The 22,079-nt window shown below is 27.6% G+C and carries 20 protein-coding genes; 5 read left to right on the forward strand and 15 right to left on the reverse strand.

Annotated features, from left to right (window positions below; genetic code table 11):
- Positions 1-17: 17 nt before the first annotated feature.
- The 4 genes from yidC to rpmH are packed head-to-tail and all read right to left on the reverse strand — an operon-like array spanning position 18 to position 2,392.
- Complete coding sequence (yidC, locus tag FD726_RS03360; RefSeq protein ID WP_159990182.1) at positions 18-1,646, reverse strand: membrane protein insertase YidC; 1,629 nt, start codon at positions 1,644-1,646, stop codon at positions 18-20.
- A gap of 2 nt (positions 1,647-1,648) precedes the next feature.
- Positions 1,649-1,906, reverse strand: coding sequence for a membrane protein insertion efficiency factor YidD (gene yidD, locus FD726_RS03365; RefSeq protein ID WP_159990183.1), 258 nt, complete (start codon positions 1,904-1,906; stop codon positions 1,649-1,651).
- A complete protein-coding gene (gene rnpA / locus FD726_RS03370) occupies positions 1,879-2,229 on the reverse strand; it encodes a ribonuclease P protein component (protein WP_159990184.1) in 351 nt (116 codons plus the stop codon). Before rnpA ends, yidD begins: the two co-directional genes overlap by 28 nt.
- Before the next feature lie 16 nt (positions 2,230-2,245).
- The gene (gene rpmH / locus FD726_RS03375) at positions 2,246-2,392 is read right to left on the reverse strand and encodes a 50S ribosomal protein L34 (protein ID WP_159990185.1); all 147 of its coding nucleotides are present in this window, start codon (positions 2,390-2,392) and stop codon (positions 2,246-2,248) included.
- 532 nt (positions 2,393-2,924) lie between these two features.
- Here rpmH and dnaA point away from each other — a divergent pair.
- From dnaA to dnaC, 5 genes are all read left to right on the forward strand, one after another.
- Entirely contained in the window at positions 2,925-4,316 is a 1,392-nt protein-coding gene (dnaA, locus tag FD726_RS03380) for a chromosomal replication initiator protein DnaA (RefSeq protein ID WP_159990186.1), read from the forward strand.
- A gap of 14 nt (positions 4,317-4,330) precedes the next feature.
- Entirely contained in the window at positions 4,331-5,440 is a 1,110-nt protein-coding gene (dnaN, locus tag FD726_RS03385) for a DNA polymerase III subunit beta (protein ID WP_159990187.1), read from the forward strand.
- A gap of 138 nt (positions 5,441-5,578) precedes the next feature.
- Positions 5,579-7,987 (forward strand): DNA topoisomerase (ATP-hydrolyzing) subunit B, encoded by a 2,409-nt coding sequence (gene gyrB, locus FD726_RS03390; protein ID WP_159990188.1) that lies wholly within the window; start codon positions 5,579-5,581, stop codon positions 7,985-7,987.
- A gap of 129 nt (positions 7,988-8,116) precedes the next feature.
- Positions 8,117-8,656, forward strand: a complete 540-nt coding sequence (gene dnaT / locus FD726_RS03395) for a primosomal protein DnaT (protein WP_159990189.1) — start codon at positions 8,117-8,119, stop codon at positions 8,654-8,656.
- 3 nt (positions 8,657-8,659) lie between these two features.
- Positions 8,660-9,400 carry a DNA replication protein DnaC gene (dnaC, locus tag FD726_RS03400; RefSeq protein ID WP_159990190.1) on the forward strand — a complete coding sequence of 247 codons (741 nt, stop codon included), beginning with the start codon at positions 8,660-8,662 and terminating at the stop codon, positions 9,398-9,400.
- A 35-nt stretch (positions 9,401-9,435) separates the two neighbouring features.
- Here dnaC and glmS read toward each other — a convergent pair whose 3' ends face one another.
- The 11 genes from glmS to mnmG all read right to left on the reverse strand — a co-directional run bounded on the left by glmS (position 9,436) and on the right by mnmG (position 21,818).
- Positions 9,436-11,265 (reverse strand): glutamine--fructose-6-phosphate transaminase (isomerizing), encoded by a 1,830-nt coding sequence (gene glmS, locus FD726_RS03405; RefSeq protein ID WP_159990191.1) that lies wholly within the window; start codon positions 11,263-11,265, stop codon positions 9,436-9,438.
- Positions 11,266-11,317: 52 nt separating this feature from the next.
- Positions 11,318-12,688: a bifunctional UDP-N-acetylglucosamine diphosphorylase/glucosamine-1-phosphate N-acetyltransferase GlmU gene (gene glmU, locus FD726_RS03410; protein WP_159990192.1), complete on the reverse strand. Its 1,371-nt coding sequence runs from the start codon at positions 12,686-12,688 to the stop codon at positions 11,318-11,320.
- 22 nt (positions 12,689-12,710) lie between these two features.
- Complete coding sequence (locus FD726_RS03415) at positions 12,711-13,133, reverse strand: F0F1 ATP synthase subunit epsilon (protein ID WP_159990193.1); 423 nt, start codon at positions 13,131-13,133, stop codon at positions 12,711-12,713.
- A 30-nt stretch (positions 13,134-13,163) separates the two neighbouring features.
- A complete protein-coding gene (gene atpD / locus FD726_RS03420) occupies positions 13,164-14,561 on the reverse strand; it encodes a F0F1 ATP synthase subunit beta (protein WP_159990194.1) in 1,398 nt (465 codons plus the stop codon).
- Positions 14,562-14,588: 27 nt separating this feature from the next.
- Complete coding sequence (atpG, locus tag FD726_RS03425) at positions 14,589-15,455, reverse strand: F0F1 ATP synthase subunit gamma (protein WP_159990195.1); 867 nt, start codon at positions 15,453-15,455, stop codon at positions 14,589-14,591.
- Positions 15,456-15,509: 54 nt separating this feature from the next.
- Positions 15,510-17,051 (reverse strand): F0F1 ATP synthase subunit alpha, encoded by a 1,542-nt coding sequence (gene atpA / locus FD726_RS03430; protein ID WP_159990196.1) that lies wholly within the window; start codon positions 17,049-17,051, stop codon positions 15,510-15,512.
- Positions 17,052-17,064: 13 nt separating this feature from the next.
- On the reverse strand, positions 17,065-17,601 hold the full coding sequence (locus tag FD726_RS03435; RefSeq protein ID WP_159990197.1) for a F0F1 ATP synthase subunit delta: 537 nt from the start codon (positions 17,599-17,601) through the stop codon (positions 17,065-17,067).
- Positions 17,602-17,611: 10 nt separating this feature from the next.
- Positions 17,612-18,085, reverse strand: coding sequence for a F0F1 ATP synthase subunit B (atpF, locus tag FD726_RS03440; RefSeq protein ID WP_159990198.1), 474 nt, complete (start codon positions 18,083-18,085; stop codon positions 17,612-17,614).
- Positions 18,086-18,227: 142 nt separating this feature from the next.
- On the reverse strand, positions 18,228-18,467 hold the full coding sequence (gene atpE, locus FD726_RS03445; RefSeq protein ID WP_159990199.1) for a F0F1 ATP synthase subunit C: 240 nt from the start codon (positions 18,465-18,467) through the stop codon (positions 18,228-18,230).
- A gap of 39 nt (positions 18,468-18,506) precedes the next feature.
- A complete protein-coding gene (gene atpB / locus FD726_RS03450; RefSeq protein WP_159990200.1) occupies positions 18,507-19,331 on the reverse strand; it encodes a F0F1 ATP synthase subunit A in 825 nt (274 codons plus the stop codon).
- A 600-nt stretch (positions 19,332-19,931) separates the two neighbouring features.
- Entirely contained in the window at positions 19,932-21,818 is a 1,887-nt protein-coding gene (gene mnmG / locus FD726_RS03455) for a tRNA uridine-5-carboxymethylaminomethyl(34) synthesis enzyme MnmG (RefSeq protein WP_159990201.1), read from the reverse strand.
- Between the last annotated feature and the right edge of the window lie 261 nt (positions 21,819-22,079).

Below are 22,079 nucleotides of genomic sequence, written 5' to 3' on the forward strand. Positions count from 1 at the left end.
TGTATTGTAAGTAATTATTAATAACCATATTCTTTTAAGCTCCGATAGATTATTTGTTGTTGTATAATTGTTACTAAATTACTAACAATATAATATATAACTAAACCAGATGGGAACCATAAAAAGAAAATACTAAATACAATTGGCATAAAATTCATAAATTTTTGTTGCATTGGATCTGTAATATTTGCCGGTGACATTTTTTGTATGATAAACATAGTAACACCCATAATTATTGGCAGTATATAGTATGGATCTTGCGCTGACAAATCGTGAATCCAAAAAATAAATGGAGCATGTCTTAATTCTACACAACTTGAAAGCATATAGTAAAGAGCTAAAAAAATAGGCATTTGGATAATCAGAGGCAAACATCCACCAAAAGGATTTACTTTTTCTTCTCTATATAATCCCATAATTTCTTGCCCCATTTTTTGATTATCATGTTTAAAACGATCACGTATATTTTGAATCTTCGGTTGTAACATACGCATTTTTGCCATGGATAGGTATTGAGCTTTAGTTAAAGGATACATAATGCCACGTACAATAAAAGTAATAATTATTATAGAAAAACCCCAATTATTTACAAAACTATATATGAATTTTAATAATTTAAAAAGTGGTTTTGAAAGAAACCATAACCAACCGTAGTCTACAGTTAAATCTAGATTAGGAGCTAAAAGGCCCATTTGATCTTGTAGTTCTGGTCCAAGCCAAATAGTATTAGAAATATTTTTTTGAGTATGAGGTGGAATAATTATGGTAGAAGATTGATAACCTATGGTAACTTCGTGGTTATTAATATTGTTTGTATAAATAGTATTAATACCTTCATTATTAAATATTAAAGCTGATGCAAAATACTGTTGGAGCATAGCCACCCAGCCACTTTTGGTTTTGATATTCAAGTTTTCATTTTCTATTATGTTTTCAAATTTATATTTTTTATATCTTATTTTATCTGTAGAATAAGCTGCACCACGAAAATTATGTAAAGTAAAATTATTATTAACAGTACGAGATTTTGGCAATTCAACCGTTTGTTTCAATTGACCAAATGTTGATATTTTTATTGGTTTTTTACTAATATTATTAATGTTATAAAGTATATTTACTGAATAATTTCCTTTTTTAAAAATAAAAATTTTTGTATATTTAATTCCGTTTTTACTTGTATATTCAATTGGTACTTTTAATTCATTTTGTCCTTTTCTCATTTCAAAATAATTTTTTTTTGCAATAAATTTTGGACGTATATTTTTTTCTATATTATCTGGACCATCAACACCATTTATACCAGTTTGCGCTTGATATAAAAATAAAGGATTTGTTTCAAGTAATTTTAATGGTTTATTAGATCCAAGTCCTTCTGCAAAATTTAGCAGTTCAACTTGATGTATATCTCCACCATAATTACTAATATTTAATGAAAACACATCAGTTTTTACCAAAATATTCTGATCTTTGTCTTTGATTGAAATATTTTTGTTAGTATTTCCAGAGATATTACTTTCGTTATTACTACTATTTTTTATTTCTGGATTATTAGCTAATTCAACACTATGATCCATTTGCCAATTTTGCCAAAAAATAATGAACAATAATAAGAAAACAATCAAAAAAAGATTGCGTTGTGAATCCATCTTTAATATTCTCTTCTATGAAAAATTTTTGTTGGTACAGGATCGTGTCCGCCTTTTTGTAAAGGATGACATCTTAGTATACGTTTTAAAATCAAAACACTTCCTGATATTACTCCAAATCTTTGCAGAGCTTTGATAGCATATTGAGAACAGCTCGGATAAAATCTGCAATGTGGATTTAACAATGAACTTATAAAAACTTGATATATACGTACCAATGCAATCAAGATTCTTAAAACGATTGAAAATGACGCTGCCATAATTTCTCCAGTTTTTTCAAGATCGTAAAATTATCTAAATAAACAATTTCTTTTTTAGCAATAACAATAAAATCCATTGATGGTAATTTATGTTGATTTAACCGAAAATATTCCCTAATGAGTCTCTTAACTCTATTACGTTCATGAGCGAGTTTAACATATTTTTTAGCAATAGTAAGCCCAATACGTGGATATTTAAGTTTATTAGCACGACCAAATATATTAATTTGCGAAGAGTAAGCACGTTGAGGTTTTTGAAACACAAAAGAAAATTCTTTAGAATTTAATAAACGTAATGTTTTGGGAAAATAAAATTTATGCATAATAAATTAAATAACATCAAAAATGTTTAGAAATAGTTAAACAAGTTCTTCCTTTAGCTCTCCTATAAGCTAAGATTTTACGACCATTTTTAGTAGACATGCGAGCTCTAAATCCATGAGATCTATTTCGTTTTATTACGGAAGGTTGATAAGTTCTTTTCATAACATCATATTTCCTTAAAAATTAATTAATATCAATAGTATTAATTATTGTGACTTAAATTAATGATTATTTTTAGTAAAAATTAACCTAAAAACAAAAATTTCACTCTACAATTTAAATATCTTTATTTTACAATATGCAATTATAATGTATTTAATTAGATTTTTTATTTGATTAAAAATTAAAAACTAAATATTACTATATAAAATACTACTTTAGAATAATTATCAAGAAAATTATATACTAGAGAAATAAATTTATAAAATAAATAATTGATCATACCGTAAATATTTTTAAGAACTTTAATTTCATTTTAAATGCGTAATTAACTTGTTAGTAAGCGAGATTTTAATATTGTTATGTTTTAATTCAATTCTTATAGAAGTTTAGCTGAATTTTAATTATTCTAGCTAAATTATTGTGTGAAAAATTTATTACTAAATATAGTATTTTTTATTTATGTTAACAAATAATTTTTTAATTTTTAATGTTAGCTTAAATTTTATATACAATTATAAGATTGGAGTGTAAAGTGTCAATTACGCTTTGGCAACAATGCCTTACCAGATTACAAAATCAACTAACTGCTACTGAATTTAGTATGTGGATTCGCCCATTACATGCTAAAATGAGCAAAAATATTCTTGCTTTATATGCTCCAAACAGGTTTATACTTGACTGGGTAAAATATAAATACTATAAAAACATAAATGAACTAATGAAAGAACTTTGCGGTATTGATGCACCGCTATTAAATTTTAAAGTAGGAATTTGTAATTTAGAAAAAAATACTACAGTGAAAATTGGGATACCTATTACATCAATAAAAAAAAATTTTATAAATAAGCAGATTGAAGTTGCATCCTGGAATAATTTTTTAATAAAATCCAATATTTTTTACAATTCAAACTTAAATAAAAAATATACTTTTGATTGTTTTGTAGAAGGTAAGTGCAATAAATTAGCACGTACAGTAGCATATCAAATAACTAGTAATAGTAAAGATATTAAATACAATCCATTATTTATTTATGGTAGTACTGGATTAGGAAAAACTCATTTGCTTCATGCAGTAGGTAATAAAATTGTTGATAGATTATCTAATGTAAAATTAGTTTACATACATTCGGAACTTTTTGTTCAAAATATGGTGAAAGCATTAAAAAATAATGCAATAGAAGATTTTAAATGTTACTATCGTTCAGCTGATACTTTACTTATTGATGATATACAATTTCTTGCCAATAAAGAAAGATCTCAAGAAGAATTTTTTCATACTTTCAATATATTAATAGAAAATAATAAACAAATAATTATTACTTCAGATCGTTATCCAAAAGATCTGCTTGGTATTGAGGATAGACTAAAATCACGTTTTGGATGTGGATTAACTATAGCAGTTAAACCGCCTGAACTAGAAACTCGTATAGAAATATTAATGAAAAAAGCTAATGAAAATAGTGTTATTTTATCTCATGATGTAGCATACTTTATTGCTAAGCATTTAAATTCTAATATACGTGAACTTGAAGGCGCTTTGAATAGAATAATTGCTAATGCTAATTTTATAGGATGTATAATTAATATTGAATTTGTGAACAAGGTATTACAAGATCTACTAGCTTTACATAGAAATGTAGTAACAATTCCTAATATTCAAAAAAAAGTAGCTGAATATTATAAAATAACAATTTTAGACATTATTTCTAAGAATAGATCACGTTCATTTACACATCCACGTCAAATTGCTATGACTATATCTAAGGAATTAACTAATCATAGCTTATCGGAGATAGGTAAAGCTTTTGGTGGACGCGATCATACTACTGTGCTTCACGCATGTCGTAAAATTAAAATATTATGTAAAAACAATTATAATATCGAAAAAGATTTTTATAATCTTATTAGATTATTATCTTCTTAAAAATATCAATTATTATGAAATTACTTATTGAAAGAGAAAAATTAATTAAACCATTACAACAAATTAGTCTTTCACTAAATAGTAGACCTATACAACAAATTCTTGGAAATATATTAATGGAAACAGATGGTCAGTTTCTTACTATAATTGGAACTGATCTAGAAATAGAAATGATAACACGAGTAGAGTTATTAAAATTAGATCAATCTGGATCTATTACAGTACCAGCAAGAAAATTTTTAAATATTTGTCGGAGTATTATATCTGGATCAATTATCAATATTCATGTTGAGAATAACATGATGTTAATAACTGCTAATTCTAGTAGTTTTTCTTTATCAACATTACCACCCATGAATTTTCCTAACATTGATGATTGGAATGTTGAAATTGAATTTGATTTATTGCAAGAAAATCTAAAGAAATTAATAGAATTAACTCAATTTTCAATGGGTTATCAAGATGTACGCCATTATTTAAATGGAATTATGTTGGAAATAGAAAATCAAGAGGTTCGTGCAGTAGCAACAGATGGTCATCGCCTAGCAACTTGTTTCGTAAAAGTTAATAAAGCATTACCTAAATATTCAATAATCATGCCACGTAAGGGTATAATTGAATTAACGCGTTTATTAAACGGAGAAAACATATATTTAAAAATACATATTGGTTCTAATAATATTAGAATTTATACTAAAGAAATTATTTTTACTTCTAGATTAATTGATGGTATGTTTCCTGATTACCGTCAAGTACTGAAAAAAAATTCTAATAAAATATTCCAAGTATTAGAGGTAGATTGCTTGTTACTAAAACAAGCATTATCCCGAGCATCTATACTATCTAATGAAAAATTTCGAAGTATTCGTCTACAATTAAGTCATAATCAATTGACCATAACTGCAAGCAATTCTAATAACGAAGAATCAAAAGAAAAATTAGCAGTTAGTTATAATGGGAACAAATTAGAAATTTGTTTTAATGTTATATATATTTTAGATATATTGAATACGTTAAAGTGCGGAACAATACGTTTATTATTTACAGATTCTATATCTAGCGTACATATTAAAGATACTACCAATCCTTATGTCCATTATGTGGTAATGCCAATGCGAATATAATGTTATATTGTTTAATTTTTGTAAAAATGAAAAAATACTATTTTTAACTGAAATTAAGTATATCTGTCAATTTATAGTAATTTGAAATATTAAAAAATAATCTTAAAATGTAAATTATAGTTAAAATGAGAAATATCTATGTTAAATTCCTATGATTCTTCTAGTATTAAAGTTCTTCGAGGTCTTGATGCTGTGCGTAAACGTCCAGGTATGTATATTGGTAATACAGATGATGGTACCGGTTTACACCATATGGTATTTGAAATTATTGATAATGCAATTGATGAATCTCTAGCTGGCTACTGTAATTTAATTAATATAACTATACATAGTGATGATTCTATTTCCGTTAAAGATAATGGACGTGGGATACCAACTGATATTCACAAAGAAGAAGGCATTTCTGCAGCTGAAGTAATAATGACAGTGTTACATTCTGGTGGTAAGTTCGATAATTGTTCTTATAAAGTATCAGGTGGTCTTCACGGAGTAGGAGTTTCTGTAGTTAATGCTCTATCTGAAAAATTAGAATTAAACATATATAGAGATAATAAGATATATCAACAAATTTATCACTATGGAGTACCAGAATCTTCATTACATATTATTGGTAATACTCAAGACAATGGAACTAGTATACGTTTTTGGCCAAGCAAAAATATATTTACTAATATAACTAAATTTGATTATAACACTTTAGCTAAACGTCTGCGTGAATTATCTTTTTTAAATTCTAAAATATCTATTTGCTTTAGAGATCAAAGAAAAGATAAACGTGATTACTTCCATTATAGTGGAGGTATTAGAGCTTTTATTGAATATTTAAATCAAAACAAAAATCCAATACATCCAACTGTTTGTCATATCACTAATGAGAAAGATAATATTAGTATAGAAGTAGCAATGCAGTGGAATGATGGTTTTCAAGAAAATATTTATTGTTTTACTAACAATATACCACAACAGGATGGGGGAACGCATCTTGCTGGTTTTCGTACAGCTCTAACACGTACATTAAACTCTTATATGGATAAAGAAGGTTACCATAAAAAATCTAAAGTTAATACTACTGGTGATGATGCTCGCGAAGGTTTGATTGCAATCGTTTCAGTAAAAATGATAGATCCAAAATTCTCATCTCAGACTAAAGAAAAACTAGTTTCATCTGAAGTAAAATCCGCAGTTGAACAAAGTATAAATGAACAACTATTAGAGTATTTATTAGAACATCCTAGTGATGCAAAAAAAATCATAAATAAAATCATTGATGCAGCTCGTACTAGAGAAGCTGCACGTCGTGTAAGAGAAATGACTAGACGTAAAGGAGTATTAGAACTAATAGGTTTACCGGGAAAATTAGCCAATTGTCAAGAACATGATCCTGTATTATCGGAAATTTATTTAGTAGAAGGTGATTCTGCTGGTGGTTCAGCAAAACAAGGAAGAAATCGTAAATATCAAGCAATTTTACCTTTAAAAGGAAAAATTCTTAATGTTGAAAAAGCCAATTTTGACAAAATGCTTAATTCAGAAGAAGTAATTACATTGATAACTGCTTTAGGATGTGGTATTGGGAGAGAAGAATATAATCCAGATAAAATTCGATATCACAGAGTAATTATTATGACAGATGCTGATGTTGATGGTTCTCATATTCGTACTTTACTGTTAACCTTTTTTTATCGTCAAATGCCAGAAATTATACAAAGAGGTTATATATATATAGCTCAACCTCCTCTTTATAAAGTACAAAAAGGGAAAAAAGAATATTATATTAAAGACGAAGCTGAAATGTATGAATATCAAATTAAGAATGCACTAAATGGAGCTTTACTGTATACTAAACCTGAATTATCCTCTATAAAAGGAAAAGATTTAGCAAAATTAATTAATAAATTTAATAAAATTAAACAAAAAATAAGCAATATGTCACATGTTGTACCTATTAAATTGTTTAACGCTTTTATTAATAACGATAATATAACTGATTTCAATAATGAATCAGAAGTGTACACATGGCTAAATAATATAATAAAATATTTAAATAAATTCGAAAATAATTATAGTAAATACGATTTAAAATTACATAAAAATGTAGAAAAATCTTGTTTTAACTTAATTTTTAATATTTGTATTTACGGTGTTAATACAGAATATGTTATAAGTGAAGAAATATTTCATAATATAGAATATAAAAAAATTTACGATTTAAATTCTATTTTTCGTAATTTATTAAAAGAACAATTATATGTAAAAAGAGGAGAACGTCATAAATTAGTAGATGATTTTGGACAAGCTATTGATTGGTTAATCAAAGAATCTAACAATAATATGTCAATTCAACGTTACAAAGGTTTAGGGGAAATGAACCCAGATCAATTATGGAAAACAACTATGAATCCCGATACTCGTCGTATGTTACGTGTAACAGTAACAGATGCTATAACTGCTGATAAATTGTTTAGTACTTTAATGGGTGATTCGGTAGAACCTAGACGTTTATTTATTGAAAATAATGCGCTAAAAGTTTCTAATATTGATATTTGACAAAATATTGATCCATGCAATACTATTATCAGGATTAATATGCTATATAAAAAATAAAATTAAATATAACACATTTTTATAATATTATTGCACAATTTTATCAAAAAATCATTAATTTCAGGTTTATTAATGCCAGCAAAAATTTTATCCTCGAGAATTATAAGCTTACACTCGTTTTGTCAAAATCCTATTAGTTCTTTAAAAAAAAGCGATGGAGGTATTTTAGCTATATTAAAGAACTATACTCCAGTAATGTATGCTATTACTCCTGAACGTTTAGCTAAATTATTAGCTCTAGAAGTTGAAAATACATCAAAAAACAATAATCTATTGATAGAAAACAATATTATCAATAATAAAACAAGTAGAAGTATTTATACACCTATCGGAAAATATGCTATGTATGATGGTTGGCAACCAGATTCTGATTTTATAAGACAAGCTGCAATTTGGGGCATACTATTGACTAGTCCGATTACAGATGCTGAATTGTCAGGATTTATATCATATTGGCATGCTGAAGGCAGTTTATTTCATCATATTCAATGGCAACAAAAATTTGCACGCAATTTGCAAATGATCCGTAATAGTAATTTTGATAAATCAAGAGTAAATGTTAATCAAATATCTAATGCAACTCTTAGTATTCCTAAAGGTTTTCGAGGATAATTAATGAAAACGCTTAATAATATTTTAAGTCGAATAAAAAAAATTATACCAGAAGGTACTCAACCAAAATTCAATACAGGTGAAGATCTTTTAGCATGGAATCAAGAAGAAGGACGGTTGAATTCAGCTACCATTGCTCGTGAAAATAAAGCAATGAAAATGCAACGTATTATGTGTAGATCTGGTATTAGAGAGTTACACATTAATTGTTCATTTGATAATTATCAAGTAGAGAACGAAGGCCAAGGTAAAGCTCTTAAATTAGCAAGACAATATTCCATTGAATTTGATAATAGTATTGCTAGTTTTGTTTTTTCTGGCCGTCCTGGAACAGGAAAAAATCATTTAGCAGCAGCAATAGGAAATGAACTAATATTGAGAGGTAAATGTGTCTTAATTGTTACTGTTGCTGATTTAATGTCTAGTATGAAAGCCACTTTTAATGAAACTAGCGATATTACTGAAGATCAGCTAATTAAAAACTTAAGTGATGTTGATTTACTAATAATTGATGAAATAGGGATACAAAGTGAATCGAGATACGAAAAAATGATTATTAACCAGATCGTTGATAGAAGATCCTCATCTAAACGACCAACAGGTATGTTATCAAATCTAGATCATAATAATATGAACTCTCTTTTAGGAGAAAGAGTTATGGATAGAATGAGACTTGGAAAAAGTATTTGGGTTTATTTTGACTGGGAAAGTTATCGCAGTCGTATTAGAGGGGATGAATATTAAATGCAATTAAGAAATTCACTAGTGAAAATGTATAACTACTCAACAGTAACAGATTTTGCTAAATTACGCGGTTGGTCTATGTTTCTACATTTAATAATAGCTACATAATAGGAAAGTAATTGTAATGGAATTGTATAAAAAATAGGAGCCGTTATATTCTCTACATATGGTAGCTGAATTATTTTCATATTATATGTATCTTTAAAATCTGTGTTTTGATCAGTAAATATATATAATAAACCACCTCTAGTTCTTATTTCTTCGATGTTACATTTCAATTTTCTTAAAAGTTCGTTATTTGGTGCTATCACTATTACAGGCATTTTATCATCAATTAATGCTAGTGGGCCATGTTTTAATTCTCCTGCTGCATATGCTTCAGCATGAATATAAGATATTTCTTTTAACTTTAGTGCTCCTTCCATAGCTATTGGATAATGATCACCTCTACCTATAAATAATGCGTGATTTTTATTAAAGAAATCTTTAGCTATTTCTTCTATCATCTTATCTTTAGCTAGAACTTGCTCTATACGATAAGGCAATGTTTGAATTGCTTTAATAATGTTATGCTGTACTTCTAAATTCATACCATTCAAACTACCTAACTTAATTACTAACATTAATAAAACTGTTAACTGTGTACTAAAAGTTTTAGTAGAAGCTACTCCTATTTCAATTCCAGATTTAGTGGTTAAATATAAATCAGATTCACGTACTATTGAAGAATGAAGTACGTTGCATATTGCTAATGATCCTATAAAATTAAATTTTTTTGATAAACGTAACGCTGCTAAAGTATCAGCAGTTTCACCAGATTGTGACAAAGCAACTAGTAAACTATTTTTTCTTACCTGAAATTTGCGATATCGAAATTCAGAAGCAATTTCAACATCACAAGGAATATTAGCTAAAGATTCAAACCAGTAACGTGAAACTAATCCAGAATTATATGATGTACCACAAGCAATAATTTGAATATGTCTAATTTTCTTTAGAAATTTTATATTTACTCCTAATTCTTCAAGATCTATCTCTTTATTTTTACAACGTCCTCTTAATGTATTTTCAATTGCTGTAGGTTGTTCATAGATTTCTTTCTGCATATAGTGATTATAATTACCTTTACTTGTTATATCATAATGTATATGAGATTTAATCTCGTTTCGATTAACAATATTACCCATAACATTAAAAATATTAATTTTATCGCAGCTAATCTCTGCAACATCTCCTTCTTCTAAATGAATAAAACTATTGGCTATAGACAATAAAGCCAGCTGATCAGATGCAACAAAATTTTCACCCACTCCACAACCAATCACTAAAGGATTACCTATTCTTACAGCTACAAGAATTGTTGGATTACGTCTATCCATAACTACTATTCCAAATGATCCATTGATTTGAGGAATTGTTTGTAAAACTATCTCTAATAGAGATCCTCCATGTTGTTTTTGTTTTAAATGTAATAGATGTGCTATTACTTCAGTATCAGTTTCAGAAGAGAAAAAATATCCACATGATATAAGCTCTTTTCTTAGTTGTTCATGATTTTCTATCATTCCATTATGTACGACAATGATGTATTCAGATATATGTGGATGTGCATTAACTTCCGAAGGAATTCCATGAGTTGCCCAACGTGTATGAGCTAATCCAATAAACCCTATTAAATTTTTATTTTGAGTGGCTTCTATTAATTTTTGCACTTTTCCTAAACAACGAAAGCGATTAAAATTTCCAAATTTATCCACTACAGCTAGACCAGCTGAATCATATCCACGGTATTCTAAACGTAATAAACCTTCTAACAAAATTTTTGTTATATTACGTTGCGCAACAGCACCAATAATTCCACACATAATAACATTTTTCTTAAAATTATTATTAAATGATAATATCAAAAAAATAAAGTTATCTTTCTGATGGACGTTTCCAATCTTTTTTATGAATTTGTTTTTTAGGATTTAATACTAAATTTTTATTTTTTACATCTTTTAAAACAGTTGTTCCAGCAGCTATAGTAACATTTTCTGAAATATCCAATGGAGCAACTAATTGACTACAAGCACCAATAAAAACATTATTACCAATAACAGTATTTAATTTATTTTTACCATCATAGTTACAAGTTATTGTACCGGCTCCAATATTTACATTAGCACCTATTATTGCATCTCCAAGATAAGAAAGATGTTTTGCTTTTGAAGATTTGCCTAAAGAAACATTTTTCATTTCAACAAAATTTCCTATACATGAGTTTTTGTCTAATTTAACATTATTACGAAAATGAGAGAATGGACCAACTTTGCATTTTATAGATAAATTTGAGTTACTTATAACTGAATAAGGATAAATATTACAATCATCACCAATAAAACTATTTTTAATAATACAACCAGATCCAATTTTTACTCTATTACCTAGTATTACATGTTCTTCTATAATTACATTAGTATCAATTTCAACATCAATTCCGCATATTAATGTACCTCTCAGATCAAAACGATTTGGATCAAATATTGTAACTCCAGATAGCATTAAAATTTCTGCTTGTATATTTTGATAAATTCTTTCTACATTTGCTAATTGTATGCAATTATTTACGCCTTTTATTTCATATAAATTTACTGGACTAGCAGATTGAATAAAACAATTATCTTGATAAGCTATTTTAACTATATCTGTTAAATAAAACTCTTTTTGAGCATTTTCATTAGTAATATTTTTTAACCAATATCTTAATTTTCTTACATTAGCAATCATTATACCCGTATTAATTTCTGTGATATTTAAATATTGATCATTTATAATATCTTTATGTTCAATAATTTCTGTAATAATCCCATTATTTCTAATTATTCTACCATATCCATTTGGATTATCTGATATTACTGTTAACAACCCAATACCGTCGTTTGGTTGTATACTGAATAGACGTTCTAGAGTTTCTTTAGAAATTAATGGAACATCACCGTATAAAATTAATAATTTTTCATTATCATGAAGATATGGTAGTACCTGTGCGACTGCATGTCCTGTACCCAGTTGTTTATCCTGTAATATCCAGTTTATTGAAGAATCATTTAAATATTGTTTAAGCAATTCTCCTTTAAAACCATATACAATGTAAATTTTATCTTTATTAATCTCTTTGGCTACATCAATTACATACTCGACAATATATTTACCTGCTAGTTTATGCAACACTTTTGGTAAATTTGAACACATTCGTGTTCCTTTACCTGCTGCAAGAATGACTATATTTATTAAATTATTACACATAAAATATGATTTATATCTTTGATTATTTAATTGATTTTTTAGTTAATTCGATTACACGTAATTTTGCTATAGCTTTTGCTAACTTTATAGAAGCTATTAAATAATTAACATCTTTATGTCTGTTTTTTATTTGTTGTTCTGCTTTAAATTTTGCTTCTAATGCACGTTTTTCATCTAAATCGGTTCCTCTAATCGCAATATCAGCTAAAACTATACTTCGGTTTGGCTGTACTTCAAGTATACCACCGGAAAGATAAATAAACTCTGTATCTCCATTTTTCTTAACCAAACCAATCATTCCTGGTTTTAGTATAGTTAACAAAGGAGAATGTCCAGGAAAAATGCCTAATTCTCCTTCAATACCTGATACTTGAATTTTTTGTACTAAACCAGAAAATAACTGTTTTTCTGCACTAACTACATCTAACTGATAGTTTTTAATCATTATATTTTATGCTCTTAAACATTTTCTAAATTATAAATGTTTTGCTTTTTTTATCACTTCCTCAATAGTTCCAACCATATAAAATGCTTGTTCAGGCAAATTATCAAATTCACCTTCTATTATACCTTTAAATCCGCGAATAGTATCTTTTAGAAAAACATATTTTCCTGGATAACCTGTGAAAACCTCCGCTACAAAAAAAGGTTGAGATAAAAAGCGTTCAATTTTACGAGCTCTTGATACCAATAATTTATCTTCTTCAGATAATTCATCCATGCCTAATATTACTATTATATCTTTTAATTCTTGATATCTTTGTAATATACTTTTTACTCCACTAGCTACATAGTAGTGTTCTTGGCCAACAAATAATGGGTCTAATTGACGGCTAGTAGAATCAAGAGGATCAACTGCAGGATAGATACCTAGAGATGCAATTTGACGACTGAGTGTTATAGTAGAATCTAAATGAGAAAAAGTAGCTGCTGGCGCCGGATCTGTTATATCGTCTGCGGGAACATATATTGCTTGAACTGAAGTGATAGAACCAATTTTTGTTGAAGTAATCCTTTCTTGAAATAAACCAATTTCTTCTGCTAAAGTTGGTTGATAACCTACAGCAGAGGGCATACGACCCAATAATGCTGATACTTCTGTACCAGCTAGAATATAACGATATATATTATCAATAAATAATAAAACACTACGTCCTTCATCACGGAATTTTTCTGCTATAGTAAGACCAGTAAGTGCTACTCTTAAACGATTTCCTGGAGGTTCATTCATTTGACCATATACCAAAGATACTTTATCAATAACATTTGATGTAATCATTTCTCGATAAAAATCATTTCCTTCTCTAGTACGTTCACCTACACCAGTAAATACTGAATACCCAGAGTGTTCAGCTGCAATATTACGAATTAATTCCATCATATTTACTGTTTTACCTACTCCTGCTCCTCCAAATAATCCAATTTTACCTCCTTTTATAAAGGGGCATATAAGGTCTATCACTTTAATTCCAGTTTCTAGTAGTTCTTGAGAGTTAGCTTGATCTATATAAGAAGGTGCAGATTGATGAATAGACATGAATTCAGGTACATCACCGTTTTCTTGTTTAAATTGTCCTTTCATATCTATGGGTTCACCTAGAACATTCATAATACGTCCCAAAGTAGCTTTTCCAACTGGAACCTGAATTTTTCTTTTTAGATCAGTAACAATTAAACCTCTCTTTAATCCATCAGATGACCCCATAGCTATAGTACGTACTATACCGCCACCTAAATGTTGTTGTACTTCTAATATTAGATTATTATTACCATTTTGTACGTCAAGAGCATTGTACAGTAATGGAATTTTATCTTGAGGAAACTCAACGTCAATGACAGCTCCAATAATCTGGATAATTTTTCCAGTTACCATTTTAAACCCTCTATATAAATCTGCTTATTAAACTGCAGAAGCTCCTGAAACGATTTCTATAAGTTCTTGGGTAATATTAGCCTGACGACATTTATTATACAATAAATTTAATTCACTTATTAAATTGCAACAATTGTCAGTTGAAGCTTTCATAGCGACCATCCTAGCAGCTTGTTCACTTGCCAAATTTTCCAATACTGCTTGATAAAACCGTGATTCTATATATCTATATAGTAGGTTATCTAATAATGTCTTAGAATCAGGTTCGTATAAATAATCCCATGTAGATTTGATATTGCTTTTATTTTCAATAGGTGATAAAGGTATTATTTGGTTAATACATGGAATCTGAATCATCGTATTATTAAATTTATTACTTACTATGTAAAGTCTATCAATATTTTTTTCATCATAAGCTGATAACATAACTTTGACTAATCCGATTATTTCAGAGAAATCAAAATCATCTCCTATTCCACTAATATGTCCAACAACATTAATTCCTATAATAGAGTCAAAAAAGGAAATTCCTTTAGAACCTAAAATAGATAAATCAGTTCCTATATTTTTTTCTTGAAAAGATTTTATATTTACTAATAGTTTTTTAAATAAATTTATATTTAAACCACTGCATAATCCTCTATCAGTTGAAATAAGCAAATAACCAACTTTTTTTACTTCACGTTCTGTTAGATAATGATGTCTGTATTCTAAATTACCTAACGTAATATGATTTATAACCTGAATTATCATGTCATGGTATGGTCTACTAGCTAATACACGTTGTTGAGATTTACGCATTTTGGATGCAGCAACCATTTCCATTGCTTTTGTTATTTTCTGTGTATTTTTTACAACTTCTATTTTATTACGTATTTGTTTTATGCTAGCCATCGATGTATTTTTAATATCCTAATATTATTATTCACAGTTAAATTTAAAAAGATACTACAATGATTGAGTTGATTTAAATGTGTTAAATAGGTTATTTAATCTTGTACTAATATCTCTATTATATTTGCCATTTATATTAATTTCTTGTAACAAATCAGCATAATTTCTTTCTGCAAAATCTATTAATGATTCTTCAAATCTATTAATATCTTTAACCTCAATATCATCTAAATAATTATTTGTAGCTGCGAATAATAGAAGACTCTGATTAGCAATAGACATTGGTTTATATTGTTTTTGCTTTAAAAGTTCTGTAATTTTTTGTCCGTTTTTTAGCTGTTTCTGAGTAATTTCATCTAAATCAGAAGCAAATTGAGAAAAAGATGCTAATTCACGATATTGAGCTAACGCAGTTCTAATTCCACCAGATAGTTTTTTTATGATTTCGCTTTGTGCAGCATTACCAACACGAGATACTGAAATGCCGGGATTGACAGCAGGTCTTAAACCAGCATTAAACAAACTAGATTCTAAAAAAATCTGACCATCTGTAATAGATATTACATTAGTTGGAACAAATGCTGAAACATCGCCAGACTGTGTTTCAATTATAGGTAAAGCAGTTAAAGATCCTGTACGTCCTTTAACATTTCCTTTTGTAACACGTTCTACATAAGCAGAAGTTACACGAGATGCTCTTTCTAATAATCTAGAATGTAAATAAAATATATCACCAGGAAATGCTTCTCTTCCAGGTGGACGACGTAATAACAATGAAATTTGTCTATAAGCAATAGCTTGTTTAGACAAATCATCATATACAATTAATGCGTCATTACCATTATCACGAAAATATTCAGCCATTGTGCAACCAGAATAAGGTGCTAAATATTGTAAAGTAGCTGATTCAGAAGCAGAAGCTACAACAACTATAGTATTTTTCAATGCCTGGTATTCTTCTAATTTACGAATAACATTAGAGATAGTTGACATTTTTTGTCCAATTGCAACATAAATGCACTTAATACCGGAATTTCTTTGATTTATAATGGTATCTATAGCCATTGCTGTTTTCCCAGTTTGACGGTCACCTATGATTAATTCACGTTGACCGCGTCCAATTGGAATCATTGCATCAACAGATTTATAACCTGTTTGAACTGGCTGATCAATAGGTTGACGATCTATTACTCCAGGGGCAATAACTTCAACAGATGCAAATCCATTATTAGATATTAAACCATTTCCATCAATTGGCATCCCTAGTGCGTTTACTACTCTGCCTAATAATCCTTCTCCTACAGGTACTTCACAAATACGTCCAGTACATCTAACTTTCATGCCTTCAATAAGATCATCAGAAGTTCCCATGACAACAGCGCCAACAGAATCACGTTCTAAATTAAGAGCTATAGCATAACGATTATCTGGTAAGGCTATCATTTCTCCTTGCATCACATTTTCTAATCCGTATACTCTTATGACACCATCCGCAACAGAAACAATAATGCCTTCTTCATAGTACTGTGTTTTAATATTAAATTGAGAAATTCTTTGTTTTATTATTTCACTAATCTCTGTAGAATTTAGTTGCATATGATTAGATTTCCTAAGATTGTAAAATTTTTGCTAAACGAGAGATACGACCACTTATACTATTATCAATAACTAGGTCTCCTAAATAAATAATAATACCTGATATCAAAGAAGTATCAATTTTATGTTTTAATTTCACTTTTCGTAATAAATATTTTTCTAGTACATTTTTAATGTCTTCTAATTGTTTAATACTTAAATCTAAGGCAGAAATTATAATAGCTTCAGCTGTAGTTTCATATGCATCTCGTAATTTACCAAACTCATGTAAAACTGTAGGAAATATATCTAACCGCTTATTTTCAGCCATTAATTGAATCAAATTTTTAGCTTGAGGAATTAATTCATTGCCACATATTTTATTAAATATATTATACATATTTTTAGGAGATAAATTTTGAGGGAAGATTTTTTTAATTTCTGTATCACTAGATATTTGTGCAACTACAGTTAATATATGATGCCAAAGTTCAACATTTTTATTTTCAAGAGAAATATCGAAAATAGCTTTAGCGTAAGGGCGAGCTATTGTGATTAATTCAATAAACATTAATATTTCCTTATTTCAATTCTGAGATTAACTCATCTATAATGTCATTATTGATATTTCTGTCAATAGAACGTTTTATTATCTTTTCAGCACCAATTATAACTAATGTAGCCAACTTTTTACGTAGTTCTTCACAAACAATATCACGCTTAAGATCTATTTCATGCTGTGCTTCTTCTATAATACGAATACGCTCATTATTAGCTTCAGCTTTAGCTTTTTCTAAAATTTGCATACGATTATTATTAACTTGATCAATAATAAACTTAGCTGTCTGTTTTGCTTTTTTTAAATGATCTTCTGCATTTACTAGTGTCAAATTTGCATCTTCTTTTGCTTTTTTAATAAATTTCAGACTTTCATCAATTTCTTTTTGTCTTTTTTCAATTGCATTAATAATAGGAGGCCACACATATTTCATACAGAATAAAACAAACAGAATAAATGATATAGTTTGACCAAGTATAGTTGCATTAATATTCACTTTATCAAACACCTCTATTTTAATTATTAAAACTACACCACTCACGTAGACAATTATGTTAGTTACATTATTTTCTTGAAATTATTTGTAATAACAAACTATAACATTGACAGTTCACATATTTTTTAAAATAAATTGAATTTTAAGTAAGAGCGAACATCAAATATAAAGCTATACCTATGGTAATCATTGGTACTGCATCTACTAAACCCATTACAATAAAAAATTGTGTACGTAAAATAGGAATTAAATCAGGTTGACGTGCAGCTCCTTCCAAAAACTTACCTCCAAGAATACTTATACCAATTGCAGCTCCAACAGACGCTAATCCCATCATAATAGCTGCAGATAAATAAAGAAAATCTACACTTAATTTTCCCATATCAATCCTCAAATTATTAATAATTATAAATTAAAAATTTTAATGTTCTTCAGATGCCATAGATAAGTAGACAATTGTAAGAACCATAAAAATAAAAGCTTGTAATGAAATAATCAAAATATGGAATATAGCCCATGGTACATTAAGTATCCATTGTAGCCACCATGGTAATAGACCATTAATAAGAATAAAAATTAGCTCTCCAGAATACATATTACCAAATAATCTAAGACTTAGAGAAATAGGTTTAGCAAAAAGACTAACACTTTCTAAAATTAAATTTATAGGAATAAATATAGGATTGCGAAAAGGAAACATGGTTAGTTCTCTTGTAAAACCACAGATACCTTTCATTTTTAAGCTGTAATAGATAGTTAAAACAAAAACACCTAATGACATGGATGTAGTAATATTTACATCTGCAGAAGGTACTATACGTAGTGCAGATAATCCTAGAATATGCTTATTAATATAAGGTAATAAATCTATTGGAATTAAATCCATTAAATTCATTAAAAAACACCATACAAAAATTGTCAATGATAAAGGACCAATAAGAGTATTTTTACCACGATATATATCATTAATATTTTTATTAACAAAAACAAAAATTAATTCTATTCCTGATTGTAATTTTCCAGGAACACCAGTTGTAACATTATTTGCTATTTTGTAAAAAACTAATAAAAACAAAAAACCTAGAACTACAGAGAAAAAAATTGAATCTATATTTAATATCCAAAAACTTTTATAAATACTAGAAGTATTAGGATTAACTAACTTTAAATTATGAAGATCTAATTGAAGATTTATAAGATGATGACTTATATATTCCTGTAAATTAGGAATTTTGTTTATTGCCATAGGGCTATTATACCTTATGTTATCATTAATTATTACCAGATTTCATTTTAATTGGTAAAATACTTTAAAACCACTATAAATCAATTATAGCAACATATATTTTATAAAAATTTTTAAACATTTTTGCAACTGATAAAATATAAACAAATCATACATTAATAAAATAGAAAATATCATTTCTCTATGATATTAACAAATTAATTGTTCTATATAATGAAATAAAAAACATTTTCTTAATATTTATATAACAATTGTTATTTATCTTTAAAACATTATAATAAACTAATTTTAATTAAATATCATATAGAAATTTACAATTATAAAGTTATAAAAGTAATATTTTTTCGCAATTCATATATTATGTTACATACTACAATAGTAAAAATATTATCAATAATCCAAATACAACATACACAATAATCATGATTAAATCAATAAGATGTTTAATTAATTAAAATATACATCTTAAATATAAATACGATTATGAAAAACAATTTTACATATTAAATAATAAAAATTCAATGTCTTATGCTTATTTTATTGTGCATATTAACTAGGTTCAATTTAAATATAATTAATTTATTTTATAGTCTATAAAATTTAAATATATTTATTCATCATATATTTTTTTAAATAAATTAATAAAATAGAAATAGCTGATGGAGTAATACCAGATATATTGAGTGCTTCACCAATAGAATCTGGTTTATAATCATTTAATTTAATAATTACTTCATTAGATAATCCTCTTATTTTACAATAATTAATATTTTTAGGCAGAAGCAATTTTAAATTCTTCTGTTGACGATCAATTTCTTGTTTTTGACGTACAATATAACCTTCATATTTTATTTGAATTTCTACTTGTTCAGCTGCTTGCTTATCTATCAGACAAGGACCAAGTTCTTTAATTTTCATTAAATTAAAATAATTAACTTCAGGACGACGCAATAAAGATTCTACAGTTGTTTCTTTTACTAAAGGATTATCAAGTATTGCATTTATTTTTTTAATTAAGGGAGATTGAATATTTATATTAAAAGATCTAAGACGTTTTTTTTCTTTTTCGATTAATTCTAGTTTTTGATTAAAATATTTCCATCTAATATCATTGATTAAACCTAAATCACGTCCTATTTTAGTTAGACGTATATCAGCATTATCTTCTCTTAGTATTAATCTATATTCTGCACGTGAAGTAAACATACGATATGGTTCTTTAGTGCCTAGTTGACAAAGATCATTAACTAATACTCCAATATAAGACTCAGTTCTACTAGGGATCCAACCTTCTAAATCAGATGCCTGACGCGCAGCATTTAAACCAGCTAGTAACCCTTGAGCTGCTGCTTCTTCATAACCAGTAGTCCCATTAATTTGACCAGCGAAAAACAAACCTTTAATATTCTTATTTTCTAAAGTTTGTTTTAAATTTCTTGGATCAAAAAAATCATATTCTATAGCATATCCTGGATGTATTATTTTTGCATAATTCATGCCATTTATAGATCTAATCATTTTGATTTGAATATCTATAGGTAGACTAGTAGAAATACCATTAGGATATATGGTATTACTGGTTAATCCTTCTGGTTCAAGAAATACCTGATGTGAAACACGATCTGTAAAACGCATCACTTTATCTTCAATTGATGGACAGTAACGTGGTCCAGTACTTTTTATTTTTCCATTATACATTGGACTTTTATTGATGTTATTCAGTATGATGTCATGAGTTTTTTCATTTGTATTAGTTATCCAACATGGTAATTGTGTAGGATGTTGTGATACATCACCCATGAAAGAAAAAACAGGCATTACATTGTCACTATATTGTGGATTTAGTAAATTATAATCTATAGTTCTAGCATCAATACGAGGTGGAGTACCAGTTTTTAACCGATTAATATTTGTTGCTAAATCCTTTAATCTCCTTGCTAAAGCAATAGAAGGCAAATCACCTAAACGACCACCATCATAATTTATTGGTCCCATATGTATTTTTCCATTTAGGAAAGTTCCTACGGTTAGTACAATAGTTTTTGTTTTTAATTCTAAACCAGTATGAGTAATAATACCCATGACTTTATTATTTTTTATAATTAAATCATCTACTTCTGATTGAAATAACATCAAATTACTTTGAGATTTTAGCAAATTTATTACTATTTTACTATATAATATACGATCAGCTTGTGCACGAGTAGCTCTAACTGCAGGACCTTTACTAGAATTTAAAATTCTAAATTGAATCCCAGAATGATCTATAGCATGAGCCATTATGCCACCTAAAGCATCTATTTCTTTTACAAGATGACCTTTTCCTATTCCACCAATAGCAGGATTACATGACATTTGCCCAATAGTATTCAAATTATGCGTAATTAATAATGTTTTTTTACCTATTCTAGAAGATGCCATAGCAGCTTCTATACCTGCATGACCACCACCTACTACTATGACATCAAAGTTATTTTGTTGAGACATAAAAGATAAACTCCAATATGATATTATTTTATGAAATAAAATTTATATTCATAGTTTTATAATACTAATAATTAATTATTAGTATTAGACTATTAAATATAAAATATTTAAAATTCCATATCTATAAAAAATATATAATTTATTAATTCATGTTAATAACATTAACCATATGTTATATCTGAAAAATACTTTATATTTATTTAATAATATGATAAGTAAAAAATTAGTTATATAATCATCTAAACAAAAATTATTATTTAT

It is taken from the genome of Pantoea sp. SoEX (assembly GCF_009829945.1).
In the GTDB taxonomy this organism is placed as follows: Bacteria; Pseudomonadota; Gammaproteobacteria; order Enterobacterales; family Enterobacteriaceae; genus Pantoea_C.

Excerpts from the sequence above, each read along its gene's own strand:
- yidC (WP_159990182.1), bottom strand. The coding sequence starts at position 1,646 with ATGGATTCACAACGCAATCTTTTTTTGATTGTTTTCTTATTATTGTTC.
- yidD (WP_159990183.1), bottom strand. The coding sequence starts at position 1,906 with ATGGCAGCGTCATTTTCAATCGTTTTAAGAATCTTGATTGCATTGGTA.
- rnpA (WP_159990184.1), bottom strand. The coding sequence starts at position 2,229 with ATGCATAAATTTTATTTTCCCAAAACATTACGTTTATTAAATTCTAAA.
- rpmH (WP_159990185.1), bottom strand. The coding sequence starts at position 2,392 with ATGAAAAGAACTTATCAACCTTCCGTAATAAAACGAAATAGATCTCAT.
- dnaN (WP_159990187.1), top strand. The coding sequence starts at position 4,331 with ATGAAATTACTTATTGAAAGAGAAAAATTAATTAAACCATTACAACAA.
- gyrB (WP_159990188.1), top strand. The coding sequence starts at position 5,579 with ATGTTAAATTCCTATGATTCTTCTAGTATTAAAGTTCTTCGAGGTCTT.
- dnaT (WP_159990189.1), top strand. The coding sequence starts at position 8,117 with ATGCCAGCAAAAATTTTATCCTCGAGAATTATAAGCTTACACTCGTTT.
- dnaC (WP_159990190.1), top strand. The coding sequence starts at position 8,660 with ATGAAAACGCTTAATAATATTTTAAGTCGAATAAAAAAAATTATACCA.
- glmS (WP_159990191.1), bottom strand. The coding sequence starts at position 11,265 with ATGTGTGGAATTATTGGTGCTGTTGCGCAACGTAATATAACAAAAATT.
- glmU (WP_159990192.1), bottom strand. The coding sequence starts at position 12,688 with ATGTGTAATAATTTAATAAATATAGTCATTCTTGCAGCAGGTAAAGGA.
- FD726_RS03415 (WP_159990193.1), bottom strand. The coding sequence starts at position 13,133 with ATGATTAAAAACTATCAGTTAGATGTAGTTAGTGCAGAAAAACAGTTA.
- atpD (WP_159990194.1), bottom strand. The coding sequence starts at position 14,561 with ATGGTAACTGGAAAAATTATCCAGATTATTGGAGCTGTCATTGACGTT.
- atpG (WP_159990195.1), bottom strand. The coding sequence starts at position 15,455 with ATGGCTAGCATAAAACAAATACGTAATAAAATAGAAGTTGTAAAAAAT.
- atpA (WP_159990196.1), bottom strand. The coding sequence starts at position 17,051 with ATGCAACTAAATTCTACAGAGATTAGTGAAATAATAAAACAAAGAATT.
- FD726_RS03435 (WP_159990197.1), bottom strand. The coding sequence starts at position 17,601 with ATGTTTATTGAATTAATCACAATAGCTCGCCCTTACGCTAAAGCTATT.
- atpE (WP_159990199.1), bottom strand. The coding sequence starts at position 18,467 with ATGGGAAAATTAAGTGTAGATTTTCTTTATTTATCTGCAGCTATTATG.
- atpB (WP_159990200.1), bottom strand. The coding sequence starts at position 19,331 with ATGGCAATAAACAAAATTCCTAATTTACAGGAATATATAAGTCATCAT.
- mnmG (WP_159990201.1), bottom strand. The coding sequence starts at position 21,818 with ATGTCTCAACAAAATAACTTTGATGTCATAGTAGTAGGTGGTGGTCAT.